Source organism: Alitiscatomonas sp., from assembly GCF_037242085.1.
GTDB classification, from domain to species: domain Bacteria; phylum Bacillota; class Clostridia; order Lachnospirales; family Lachnospiraceae; genus Alitiscatomonas; species Alitiscatomonas aceti.
Window position 1 is genome coordinate 1 of the sequence record NZ_JAXXBR010000115.1, and the last position, 12,209, is coordinate 12,209.

A 12,209-nucleotide genomic window follows, 5' to 3' on the forward strand; every position below is an offset into this window, starting at 1 on the left:
GGGATGAAGAGAAATAAATTGTATTATATTTTGTTCGTGCTGTATATTCTGGCTACGGCGTTTGTTCTTTATGTCAATGGGATCTTTACAGGAAACGTGGCATCGTTCCTGAACCTGGCCATCAACGGCGTATTCCTTCTGGTGATAGGGATCCTGTTCGTGATCTGCGGTTTCAGCTTTGCCAGGCTTAACCGGTGCACCGACGAGCTGGTCCGGGTCACAGAGGAGATCCAGAAAGAATACAAAGAGGCAGGGGAAAAGAACCTGTGGGCCAGCTACTGTGAACGCAAGGAGCTGTTCCAGGATGTGGCTTTAAAGGATGCCTTTGGAAAGTATCTGATGCGGATGAAGACCTTAAAGACCCGGTACGGGTATACCTCTGTCTGCGATGTGGAGGAGTACATAAACGAGGATCTGCTGGACCAGGCGGGCATGACCCACTTTAATTCGGCCATGGGCGGGACTCTTACCGGCCTTGGCATCCTGGGAACCTTCCTGGGGCTTTCCATGGGACTGGGATCCTTCAACGGAAACGATATCTACACCATTTCCGACAATGTGGGCCCGCTGCTTTCGGGCATGAAGGTGGCCTTCCACACATCGGTATACGGTATTTTCTTTTCTCTGGTATTTAATTTTGTATACCGGAGCCTGATGGCAGACGCTTATGGAAAGCTGGACGGCTTTCTGGCAGCCTTCCGTCAGTGCGTTCTTCCCCAGCCGGTGTCAGAGCGGGAAAATTCCGCTTCCATGCTGGTGTACCAGGCGGGAATGGCCGATTCCATGAAAAAGATCCTGGAGCTTTTAAAGGGAAATGCCGAGGAGCAGACCCGTGGCGTGGAGCGGATCGTGGCCCAGGTGATGGAAACACTGGAATACTCCATGGGAGCCAGCTTTGCCAGTCTGGGGGATACCATGAGATCTGCCGGCGAGGCCCAGATGGCCTATGCAGAATCCGGCAGACAGCTGACGGAGGCAGCAGAGAAGCTTCTGGATTCCAGCCGTGCCCTCCAGGCCTCGGTGGCTCAGGAGATGGAGCGCCAGGTGGCCTTTGCCAGAGAGCTGCGGGAGCAGAAGGAGGACCTGGCAGCAGCCTGCCGGGAGATGACTGAAGACGTGGGAAACCAGATCCACACCTTTCATCAAATGAGGAATCTGTATGAAAAATAGAAGAAAAAACAGGGAGGCCTTTGGGGAACACAGCTACTGGCAGTCCTACTCGGATATGATGGCGGCGCTGCTTCTGGTGTTTGTGCTGATCATCGCCATCACTCTTGCCATCTACCGCCAGAAGACCGTGGACCTGGACCAGGCCAGGCTGGACCTCAATGCAGCCCAGACAAAGCTGGACCAGGCGGCTCTGGAGCTGGAGGATTTCCGGGCAAAGATCGAGCTGTCCAACGAGGAACTGAATAAGTCCCTGGCAGAGCTCCAGGAGGCCTACGCCCAGGCGGCTCTCACAGAGGAGGAGTTAAATAAGGCGTATCTGGAGATCGAGGACGCCCAGAATGAGCTGGAGGTAACGAAGAATGAGCTCCAGGATATCGTGGGGATCCGTACAGATATCATCGGAGCCCTTCAGTCGGCCTTCAATAACTCCGCCATGTCCGTGGATGCCCAGACCGGCTCCATTACCTTCTCCTCGGACGTGCTCTTTAACTATAACAGCGCCGTTCTGACGGATGCCAGCAAACAGACCCTCAGGGAAACGATCCCCATGTACCTGGGCGTTCTTTTAAGGGACGAATACCAGGATTACATTGCGGAGATCATCATCGAGGGCCATACGGATACGGTGGGAAGCTATCTGAGCAACCAGCAGCTTTCCTATAACCGGGCCAATTCTGTGGCCAGGTTCTGTCTGGATTCCGGCAACGGCTTAAACGAGGCGGAGATCGCCAGGCTCCAGCAGGTGCTGACGGTCAATGGCCGTTCCTTCAGCAATCCGGTGTATACCGCAGAGGCTCCGGGAGCGGAGCTTCAGGTGGACATGGACGCTTCCAGGCGGGTGGAGATCAAGTTCCGGCTGAAGGAGGACGAGATGATCGAAAAGATCTCGGAGATCCTGAGGGACTAGAGGAAAAGCAGAGAAAAATAGGAATAGAAGCGGAACGAGGGGACGGGAACTGTCCCCTCGTTGACGTGTGTCCGGCATTTTGCTATACTGAAAGAGAGTGTTTTCACTATTATCTGGAAAGGAATGAAAGGGGTATGACAAAAATAAGAGGAAGAGTGAAGGAACTATGGCTGGATTTTCTGTATGATATTGCCGGTGGATTTTTACAGGCAGTGGCTCTCCACTGCTTCATCGACAGCATCGACATCGCTCCCGGAGGGGCTACCGGCCTGGCCATCCTTCTGAACCGGTTCACCTCCCTGCCCATCGGTATCCTGACGTTTGCAGTGAATGTCCCGCTTCTGATCGCTGCATGGATCTATCTGGGGAAGGGGCGGACCATAAAGACCCTGAAGACAGTGGCGGTGCTGACGGTGATCCTGGACTTCATCATCACGCCTTATGTGCCGGTCTATACGGGAGACAAGATGGTGTCCTGTATTTTTGGCGGCGTGCTCATGGGGGCCAGTCTGGCCGTGGTGTTCATGCGCGGCTCCACCACCGGAGGCGGTGACATCGCAGCCAAGCTGCTCCAGAAGTACCGGCCCCATATGCAGACGGGGACGGCAGTGATGCTGACGGATATGGTGATCATCGGCGCATCCATGGTGGTGTTCGGAAATATCGAATCCGGTCTTTACGGCCTTATTAATATGGTGGTGTCCACCTATGTGATCGATATCATGCTTTACGGTATGAATAAGAGTACCATGGTGACGGTGATGTCCCCCAAGGTCCAGGAGATCGGCGACCAGCTGATGGAGCATCTGGGCCGGGGCTGTACCTTCTTTAAGAGCCGCGGCGGCTACGCCAAGGTGGAGGGAGAGACCCTGATCTGTGTGGTGGACCGGAAGCAGTTTTATAAGGCGAAAAAGATCATCTACGGAATCGACGAGGATGCGTTTGTGATCGTTTCCGAGGCCAAAGAGGTGTATGGAGAAGGCTTTCTGGATTCCGACTGGGAGGTATAAGGTTCCGGAGAGAAAAGAAAAAACGGCAGACGGGCAGGATCTTTATCCGCCCGGACTGCCGCTTTTTATATCAGATATTTTTATTGAAAACCTACTGGATATAGGGGGCTGCGACTGCGTCGATGGCAGCCGGATCCTTGGCGGCCCACTGCTCATAGGTCATGCCGGAGGCAGCCACGGTCTTTCCTAACTCCACTAAGAAGGCTGGGATCTGGCCTTCCAGGATCGTTCCGGCCTCCCGGCCCATGGTCTCTCCGCCCTGGAGCTCGTTTCCGTTTACATAGAGGACAAAGGCCGGAAGCGGCTTCTTGTCCACCATTTTCACGCCGCCGCGGAAGCCGATGGCACCGGTCTGGTGGGTTCCGCAGGAGGAGGGACATCCGGAGATATGGATCTGGGGAAGGGCTCCGTCGGGGATCCCGGCTTCCCGTACTGCATGGACGCAGGCGGAAAGGAGAGCCTGGGAGTCGCGGACGCCCACCTGGCAGATGCTGGCCCCGATGCAGCTTACGGACGTTTCAAATAAGGTTTCTGCACCATCACCAGTGGCAGCCAGGACCAGTTTTGCCTCGTCTCCGGTGAGGTTTACGATATAAGCGGTCTCATCGGGAGCCAGGCGCATCTCAGCGTCTTCCATATCAGCCAGAAGATCACTGAGGGCACAGAAGGTCACGGGATCAGGCTGGCCTCCCAGAGGATGCCATACTACGGTATAGAGGCCGTCCTGCTTCTGGGGGATCACACGGGCGCCGCAGGCAGCGGAGCCGTTGCCCTTTTTGGAGATCTCCCAGGGAGCCACGGCCAGATCCAGGTTTTCACCGGACGCCAGCACCTGGTTTAACTTTTCCAGGAAGGCCCCGGCATATTTTTCCGGTCCGCCTAAGATCTCCTGCATATAACGGGTGCGGGCCTTTCCGCGGTTTTCATAGTTTCCGTAGGCGCGGAAGGTGAGCCACATGGCCTTTACATAGTAAAGGATCTTTTCCGGCTCCACGGCTTCAGCGACCTTGACGCCGAAGCGGGGATTGTTTCCCAGGCCTCCGGCGCTGTAAACGTCAAACTTTCCATCGGGTCTGGCTGCAAAGCCCAGATCTCGGAAGGTGGCATGGGTCAGGTTCTTCGGGGAGCTTGAGAAGGCCACTTTTAATTTCCTGGGCATTTTTTCTGCCTTGATGAAGTTCATCAGATAGTCGGCGGCCGCCTCCGCATAGGGCATAACGTTGAAATACTCGTCCTTTTCCACACCGGAGAGAGGGGAGCACATGACGTTTCTCGGGAAATCTCCGCCGCCGCCCATGGTCACGATCCCGCAGTCCAGGGCCCGTTCCATAATATCAAAAACGGCTTCCTGCTGGAGGTCATGAAGCTGGATGGTCTGGCAGGTGGTAAAGTGGATCCGGGATACCTTGTGGGTACGGACCGCTTCTGCAACAAAGGCCAATTTTTCTCTGGTAACGCGGCCGGCAGTCATACGGAGACGCAGCATGCTGGCTTTTCCGCCCTTCTGGGCGTAGCTTCCATACAGGCCGGAAAAGCCCTTATAGGCCATTTTGTCCAGATCGCCTGCATAAAAGGCAGTTGTTTTTTCCCTGAATTCCGGCAGATCGGCTTTCCAGGACTGGGGATCGATTCGATTCATATTCATTTTCCTTCCTTATAATTAGGATATACAGATTTAACGTACAGGTCCGGATGCCGGACCGCGTCATGAAAAAACAGTCCGGTATCCATGGATGGGGCAGAGAACGCCTGCCCGGTCTCATGATTCCATTGTAGCATAAGAGAAATTTGGTGGCAAGAATATTTCATAGGAGAGAAAAAGGAAAAAAGAACCGCCCAGAACGGCTTCCGCAGGGGAGGCACTTTCCGGACGGATCCAGAGGGGGACGGGAAAGATCACAGATCGAGTCCAAGGGACTTGGCGTATTCACGGGATTCCTCATACCACTGGTTGTAAAGATCCTGCTCCAGCACCATGTCGATGATCTCATTGATCCGATCCGTCAGCTCGTCTTCGCCTTTGGGGATCCCGATCCGGATCCCCTGGGTGCTTTCATCTACAGTAAAGTAAAAATCCGGAAGGATCATCAGTCCGCTTTCCGGGGTGGAATCCAGATAGAGCTGTGCCATTTTCAGCGAGGCGGCCGCAGCGTCGGCACGGCCTGTCTGCACCATCAGAAAGGCGTCATTGGCAGAGGAGACCAGATTCAGCTTTCCGCAGTCCGGGAGCTGTTCTTTTACGAACAGTTCCTGGAGAGAGCCGTTCTGTACGGTGATGGTCCTGTTTTTTAGATCTCCTGCACCGGTGATCGTTCCGGCATCCTCCTGGCGGATCAGGAGGCCGTAGGCCTTCTGGGGATCCTCACTGCCGAAATAATATCCTTTGGAGAGGTTCATGGCTTCGGCCCGCTCCGGCGTATAGGCCAGGGCGGAAATGGCCAGGTCATATTTCCCGGACGTGATGCTTCCCAGCACGGTGGTAAAATCCATGGGCTTCAGGCGCAGTTCCACTCCCAGCTCGTTGGCGATATAGTTGGCCAGCTGGATGTCAGAGCCCGCATACCGGTCCTGACCGGTTTTTGTGGTGTCGATAAATTCGTTGGGGGCAAAGGAAGGCTCGGTGGCCACCTCGATATATCCCCTCTCTAAGATTGCGTCAAGACGGGAGGAATGGACGCTCTCACCGCCAGTCTGGGAGACCGTATGATGGGTGGATGCCTCAGCGGTGGTACATGCGGTGAGCGCAGCCACGGAAAGGGTCATCAGGGCAGTGAGAGATGCGAAAAATTTTACTTTCCTCATGGGAAAATCCTCCTTCTTGTGGTATTTTGATATTTTTATAAATTAGCAATTTATCATGGTAAAATGCTAACATAGTGAAGAGTATAACCTTAGGATCCGGAATTGTCAAGTCCTTTTATAGGGCTTCCTTTGGAAGGGCCGCCTTTGTAACCGCGGTTTTTATGGCGTTCATCAGAGCCATGGAGGTATACTGGGAGCCTGCGGGATATTCAAGGCCCTCCAGGGACTGGCTTTCCAGGATCTGGGCGGACAGGGCATCCATGGACGGCTGCATCAGAGGATACATGGCGGCCACAGAGTCGCTTAAGGGAACCAGGGTCACGGCGCTTATGCGGTCCGGGCTCACGGCCACCTCCACGTTTACGTTCTGGCGGCCCAGGGATAAGGAGGCCGAGTAGACTCCCGGCGCATAAACGGCCGGGGAAACGCTTTCGGCAGTGGGAGCCGGAGCTTCTTTTTCAGAACGGAACATGAAGAAAAACAGCAGGATCAGAAAGATGGCCAGGCCGATGAAGATGGCAGTGTAGATGATCTCCTTCATCCGGAGGACAACGATTTTTGTTTTGGAGCTCATGGGTCAGTTCCTTTGGGATTCTTTGTTTGTTACAGCTTATGAAAACCCAGGGGTCAATATGACGGGAGGTCTTGTAAAAAGCGGGTTCTCCCATTATAATGGAAACTGACATACTGCGGAGGAAAAGGCCGCAGGATGGGGTGACTTTATAATCAGGAGGTAAGGACAATGGATTTAAGAGAACGGAAAGAGTTTGAAGCCCGGGTACCGGAGATCGCAGCGGCTGTGGAAAAGAAGCCGGTTGGCTGGATCAATCCACGCCTGGTATCCATGAAGGAGCTGCCAAAGGATCTGGCGGTGACGGTGGAGGATATTGACGATGCAGAGGCGAGGCTTGAGCGGTTCGCGCCGTATATCAAAAAGCAGTTCCCGGAAACTGAAAAGGACGGCGGACTGATCGAGTCTCCGTTTGTGGAGATCCCGAAGATGAAGGAGCTTTTAAAGGAGCGCCATGGCTGTGAGCTTGCCGGAAGGCTTTACTTAAAAGAGGACAGTCAGCTGGCCATTGCCGGCTCCATCAAGGCCCGGGGCGGGATCTATGAGATCTTAAAGTATGCGGAGACCCTGGCCATTGAAAACGGGCTTTTAAAGACCACGGACGATTATTCCATCCTGGCTTCCCAGGAATTTGTAGATTTCTTTGGACGTTATACGATCCAGGTAGGCTCCACAGGAAACCTGGGCTTAAGCATTGGTATCATCAGCGCGAAGCTGGGCTTTAAGGTCATTGTCCATATGTCCCATGACGCCAGACAGTGGAAGAAGGATCTTTTAAGGAGCAAGGGTGTCACGGTGAAGGAATATGAGTCCGATTACGGGGAAGCCGTAAAGCAGGGACGGAAGGAATCCGACAGCGACCCTACCAGCTATTTTGTGGATGACGAAAATTCCAGGGATCTGTTCATGGGATACAGCGTGGCTCCCAGAAGGTTAAAGAAACAGCTGGAGGCAGCTGGAGTTTTCGTGGACCAGGATCACCCGCTGTTCGTATATCTGCCCTGCGGCATCGGAGGAGCGCCGGGCGGCATTGCCTATGGCTTAAAAACCGTGTTCGGTGACAATGTCCACTGCTTCTTTACAGAGCCGGTGGATTCCTGCTGTATGCTGTTTGGCATGGCCACGGGACTCCACGACCAGGTCTGCGTCCAGGATTTCGGCATCTCCGGAAAGACCCACGCCGACGGACTGGCAGTGGGACGGCCGTCCGCCTTTGTCGGCAAGTTCATGGAGCCCATGTTAAGCGGGATCTTTACCACCGGAGACGCAGTGCTCTATGATTATATGCGGGATCTGATGGAAGCAGAAGGTGTGTTCATCGAGCCCTCCTCCTGTGCCGCCTTTGCCTTTGCAGAGGTTCCGGAGCGTCTTGGGGATTACATTAAGAGCCAGGGACTGGAGGAAAAGCAGGAAAACATCACCCACATCGCCTGGGCCACCGGAGGAAGACTGGTGCCGGAAGATGTGAAAGAGGAATACGTCCACACCCATCTGGCCTGATCCCCGGCGGTCCGGTGTCCCGGACCGGGGAAGGACGAAACCCCTTGAAAAAGGGACGGCCGGATGGTAGAATATCAGTCGGAAGGCATGTAAATCATATAGGAGGAAATCATGTATAACAATTTAAACGAAGAGTTATTTGCATTTATTAAAAAAAGCCCCACCAGCTTCCATGCCATTGCCGCTATGGAAGAATATATGGAAAATGCCGGAGCTGAAAAGCTTTCCGAGGGCAGCGTATGGAACTTAAAAGAAGGCGGCACCTATTATGTGACAAGAAATAAATCCGCCATCATCGCGTTCCATGTTCCCAGTAAGGAATTTACCGGCTTCAATATCGCCGCCAGCCACAGTGATTCCCCGTCCTTAAAGATCAAGGAAGATCCGGAAATGAACGTGGAGAACCAGTATGTAAAATTAAACGTGGAAAAATACGGCGGAATGCTCTGCGGACCGTGGTTTGACAGACCCCTTTCCGTGGCCGGCCGTGTGATCGTTCAGGATGGAAATAAGCTGGAGACAAAGCTTGTGGACGTAGACCGGGATATTTTAATGCTCCCCAGCCTGGCTGTCCATATGAACCGGGACGTCAACGACGGATATAAGTACAATTTCCAGAAGGACATGCTCCCCTTATTCCGGATGCATGGCTCCAAGACGGATTTCCTGTCCATGATCGCCGCTGAGGCAGGAGTGGAAAAGGAGAACATCAAGGGCAGTGACCTGTTCCTTTACGACAGAATGGAAGGAAGAGTATGGGGCGCAGAGGATGAATTCATCTCCGCGCCGCGTCTGGATGACCTTCAGTGCGCCTTCACATCCATGAAGGGCTTTTTAAAGAGCCAGAGCGAGAAGAGCGTTTCCGTTCTCTGCGTAATGGACAACGAGGAAGTGGGCAGCGGCACGAAGCAGGGCGCAGGCTCCACCTTCCTTTACGATGTTCTCCGCCGGATCAACTTTTCCATGGGAAGAAGCGAGGAGGAATACTGGACAGCCGTGGCAGCCAGCTTCATGATCTCCGGCGACAACGGCCATGCGGTCCATCCCAACTATGCGGATAAGACAGATCCCACCAGCCGTCCGTATTTAAACGGCGGTATCGTGATCAAGCACAGCGCCAACCAGAAATATACCACCGACGCTGTTTCCGCAGCCGTAATGCGCTGTCTCTGCGACCGTGCAGGCGTGCCCTACCAGAACTTCTTAAACCGCTCCGATATGTTAGGCGGCTCCACTCTGGGCAATATCTCCAACTCCAAGGTATCCTTAAATACCGTGGACATCGGACTGCCCCAGCTGGCAATGCATTCCTCTTATGAGACTGCAGGCGCTAAGGATATGGAGTACATGGTAAAAGCCTTCGAGGAATTCTATAAGTCCTCCATTTCCGTATCGGAAGACGGATCCTTTGAGATCCAGTAAACATACTGGACAGATCCGGCAGCTTATTTTATACTGTATGCAAGGACAGAGGCCAGGACATCAAGTTTGTCCCCGGCCTCTGTATTTGATTTACGGGAGGAAAATATGATGCTGGAAAACCTTGTGATGCTGGCCTTCGTGGCCGTTCTGATGTTCTGCGTGGCCTTTGGGGTCCCAACGGCCGCCGCCCTCATAGCGGGATATGTGATATTTATCCTTTATGGGATGAAAAAGGGATATTCGGTCCCTTCACTTCTTAAAATGTCCTGGTCCGGTCTTGGTACTGTGATCCGGATCCTGTTTATCTTTCTTCTGATCGGAATCCTGACGGCCCTGTGGAGAGGCGCCGGGACCATTCCGGAGATCATCGCCGTTTCGGCGGGACTGATCCATCCTTCGGGCTTTTTACTGCTGAGCTTCTTATTAAACTGTGCTGTTTCGGTGCTGACGGGCACATCTTTTGGCACGGCGGCCACCATGGGCGTGGTCTGTATGACCATGGGATCGGCCATGGGCGTGAACCCTCTGTTTACAGGCGGGGCGGTGGTATCGGGGATCTTTTTCGGGGACCGGTGCTCCCCGGTGTCCACCAGCGCTCTTCTGGTCAGTGAGCTGACCGGGACCGATCTGTACGGAAATATCCGCAGGATGCTCCGGTCCTGCCTGGTTCCGTTCCTTCTGACCTGTGCAGCTTATCTGGCCCTGGGGACCTTTTCCAGGGGAGGAAGCGGAGCCATGGATGTGAAGACCATGTTCTCTGGACATTTTACCCTGCACTGGATCCTTCTGGTTCCGGCCCTTCTGATCCTGGTGATGGCGGCCTTCCGCGCAAAGGTGAAATATACCCTGCTGGCCAGTGCGGCAGCGGCGGCGGTGTGCTGTCTGGTATTCCAGAAAATGACTGTTCCTGAGCTCATAAGGCTCATGATCTTCGGATATAGGTCAGAGGACCCGCAGTTAGCGGCCATGATGAACGGAGGCGGCTTCCTTTCCATGGTCCAGGTGTCGGTGATCGTGGGGATCTCCTCGGCCTATGCGGGGATCTTTGAGGGTACCGGCCTTCTTCTGGGGATCAAAAGGTACGTGGAGGCCGTCAGCAGGAGGATCACGCCCTTTGGCGGGATCCTGGCAGTCTCTGTGGTCACCTCCATGATCTCCTTTAACCAGACCCTGGCGATCATTCTGACCGATCAGCTCACAAAGGATGCGGAGCCTGACAAGGAAAAACGGGCCCTGGCCCTGGAGGATACGGTGGTCCTCATGGCGGCCCTGGTGCCCTGGTCCATTGCAGGAAACGTGCCCATTTCCACCATAGGCGCACCCATGGCCAGTCTGTGTCTGGCATTTTACCTGATCCTTGTGCCATTGTGGAATTTTGCCCGGGCTTTGACGCAAAATCGTAAGAATTTTGAAAGAAACTGAAAGGAAAACGCATAAGAATAGAAAAGTTCTCGTGTTATACTGAAACTGACGCTGAAAGAGAGAAAGAGAGAACAGCGCGGTGGGAGGACATACAGACATGAGACACGACGACAGAATGAATGAAACGGAAGGAAAAGCACTGGCCCAGGGAATGAATGTGCCCGGGGAGACAGAGACCAGAGAGGAAGCGGAAATGTCCAGGGAGAAAGGACAGGACGCAGAGGAGAAGGAGGCGGCCCCGGAAGCGCCGCAGGAGGACGCGGCCTTTGACCGGCAGCTGGAGGAGATGATGAACGGGACCGGAGGAAAGAAGGCCGGGAAGAAAAAGCGCGGAAAAAAGAAGTTTCTCCTGGCGGCGGCGGTTCTGGCAGTCCTGGGCATTGGAGCCGTAAAGGTCCTGGGCGGAAGCGAGCCCAGTCTTCCCACAGCAGCTACGGTGACGCCGGTGAGAAAGGAGATCCAGAACCGGCTTTCGGTCAGCGGTCCGGTTTCCGGCACCGACAGTGTGGACGTGGTATCCAATCTCCATGCAGAGGTGCTGGAGATCCCTGTAAAGGAAGGCGATAAGGTCACAAAGGGACAGGTCCTGGCAGTTCTGGACGATACAGACCTGAAAAAGGAAGTGGCCATGGCAAAAAACGATTACGATCTGGCAGTGAGCACCTGCGCGGAGCAGGACCGGGACGCCAGGAACGGCTATGCCAAGGCGGTCCAGGATCTGAAAACGGCCCAGGACAATTATAACCGGACCAAGGTCCTCTATGACAGCGGGGACGTGCCCCTGGTGGATCTGGAAACGGCGGAAAACGGCTTAAACGATGCAAAGCGCCAGGCTGCCTCCTATGAGGTGAAGAATGGCCAGGCAGTGGCAGGGGATTCCTACCGGCTCCAGGTGGAAAAGGCCCGGTTTGAGTATGAGAAGAAGCAGGAGCAGCTGGCGGATACCCAGATCACCAGCCCCATCGACGGCACGGTGGTACGGGTCAACACCAAGGTGGGCCGGTTCGCCGATTCAGTAGAGGACTCGGAGCCTTTATTCATCATAGAAAATCTGGATGTTCTGGAAATGGAGATCAAGGTCAGCGAGTATTCCATCGGAAAGGTGGCTGTGGGCCAGGAGGCAGAGATCTCCGCAGATATCCTGGACGGAGAAACGGTCCGCGGCCAGGTGGTGTCCATTTCCCCCACCGGTGAGGAAAAGGGCGGCGGCTCCACCGAGCGGGTCATCCCCACAAAGGTGCGGATCATGGATGAGAACACAAAGCTCATTGCCGGGATCACAGCCAAGGCCCAGATCGTCCTGGAGGAAAAAGAGGATGCCCTGACGGTGCCAGTGGCCGCCGTGACGGAACGGAACGGAGTTTCCATGGTGCTGGCAGTGAAGGACGGCATGATCCATGAGGTC

General features: G+C 54.4%; 10 protein-coding genes. 7 read left to right on the forward strand and 3 right to left on the reverse strand.

Features of this window, described 5'->3' with window-relative positions; genetic code table 11:
* From WIH05_RS12030 to WIH05_RS12040, 3 genes are all read left to right on the forward strand, one after another.
* Positions 1 to 1,170, forward strand: a 1,170-nt coding sequence (locus WIH05_RS12030; protein ID WP_337425441.1) for a MotA/TolQ/ExbB proton channel family protein, incomplete at its 5' end; no start/stop codon positions are given.
* On the forward strand, positions 1,160 to 2,077 hold the full coding sequence (locus WIH05_RS12035) for an OmpA family protein (protein WP_022273321.1): 918 nt from the start codon (positions 1,160 to 1,162) through the stop codon (positions 2,075 to 2,077). The genes WIH05_RS12030 and WIH05_RS12035, both read left to right, overlap by 11 nt.
* A 134-nt stretch (positions 2,078 to 2,211) precedes the next feature.
* Positions 2,212 to 3,087 (forward strand): YitT family protein, encoded by an 876-nt coding sequence (locus WIH05_RS12040; RefSeq protein WP_158356959.1) that lies wholly within the window; start codon positions 2,212 to 2,214, stop codon positions 3,085 to 3,087.
* Positions 3,088 to 3,178: 91 nt separating this feature from the next.
* Here WIH05_RS12040 and WIH05_RS12045 read toward each other — a convergent pair whose 3' ends face one another.
* The 3 genes from WIH05_RS12045 to WIH05_RS12055 form a co-directional block, all read right to left on the reverse strand.
* Complete coding sequence (locus WIH05_RS12045) at positions 3,179 to 4,726, reverse strand: nitrite/sulfite reductase (protein WP_022273323.1); 1,548 nt, start codon at positions 4,724 to 4,726, stop codon at positions 3,179 to 3,181.
* A gap of 257 nt (positions 4,727 to 4,983) precedes the next feature.
* Entirely contained in the window at positions 4,984 to 5,889 is a 906-nt protein-coding gene (locus tag WIH05_RS12050; protein ID WP_022273324.1) for a transporter substrate-binding domain-containing protein, read from the reverse strand.
* 115 nt (positions 5,890 to 6,004) lie between these two features.
* Complete coding sequence (locus tag WIH05_RS12055) at positions 6,005 to 6,463, reverse strand: hypothetical protein (protein WP_022273325.1); 459 nt, start codon at positions 6,461 to 6,463, stop codon at positions 6,005 to 6,007.
* Positions 6,464 to 6,631: 168 nt separating this feature from the next.
* On the opposite strand from WIH05_RS12055, the gene WIH05_RS12060 reads away from it, so the two are divergent.
* The 4 genes from WIH05_RS12060 to WIH05_RS12075 all read left to right on the forward strand — a co-directional run.
* On the forward strand, positions 6,632 to 7,960 hold the full coding sequence (locus WIH05_RS12060; protein ID WP_022273326.1) for a D-serine ammonia-lyase: 1,329 nt from the start codon (positions 6,632 to 6,634) through the stop codon (positions 7,958 to 7,960).
* Positions 7,961 to 8,071: 111 nt separating this feature from the next.
* Positions 8,072 to 9,382 (forward strand): M18 family aminopeptidase, encoded by a 1,311-nt coding sequence (locus WIH05_RS12065; protein ID WP_022273327.1) that lies wholly within the window; start codon positions 8,072 to 8,074, stop codon positions 9,380 to 9,382.
* Positions 9,383 to 9,487: 105 nt separating this feature from the next.
* Complete coding sequence (locus WIH05_RS12070; RefSeq protein WP_022273328.1) at positions 9,488 to 10,804, forward strand: Na+/H+ antiporter NhaC family protein; 1,317 nt, start codon at positions 9,488 to 9,490, stop codon at positions 10,802 to 10,804.
* 97 nt (positions 10,805 to 10,901) lie between these two features.
* A partial coding sequence (locus tag WIH05_RS12075; RefSeq protein WP_337425442.1) for an HlyD family efflux transporter periplasmic adaptor subunit occupies positions 10,902 to 12,209 on the forward strand: 1,308 nt, incomplete at its 3' end.

Bases quoted from the DNA above. Each gene is read 5' to 3' on its own strand.
- WIH05_RS12060 (WP_022273326.1), top strand. From the start codon at position 6,632: ATGGATTTAAGAGAACGGAAAGAGTTTGAAGCCCGGGTACCGGAGATC.
- WIH05_RS12045 (WP_022273323.1), bottom strand. From the start codon at position 4,726: ATGAATCGAATCGATCCCCAGTCCTGGAAAGCCGATCTGCCGGAATTC.
- WIH05_RS12055 (WP_022273325.1), bottom strand. From the start codon at position 6,463: ATGAGCTCCAAAACAAAAATCGTTGTCCTCCGGATGAAGGAGATCATC.
- WIH05_RS12040 (WP_158356959.1), top strand. From the start codon at position 2,212: ATGACAAAAATAAGAGGAAGAGTGAAGGAACTATGGCTGGATTTTCTG.
- WIH05_RS12035 (WP_022273321.1), top strand. From the start codon at position 1,160: ATGAAAAATAGAAGAAAAAACAGGGAGGCCTTTGGGGAACACAGCTAC.
- WIH05_RS12070 (WP_022273328.1), top strand. From the start codon at position 9,488: ATGATGCTGGAAAACCTTGTGATGCTGGCCTTCGTGGCCGTTCTGATG.
- WIH05_RS12065 (WP_022273327.1), top strand. From the start codon at position 8,072: ATGTATAACAATTTAAACGAAGAGTTATTTGCATTTATTAAAAAAAGC.
- WIH05_RS12050 (WP_022273324.1), bottom strand. From the start codon at position 5,889: ATGAGGAAAGTAAAATTTTTCGCATCTCTCACTGCCCTGATGACCCTT.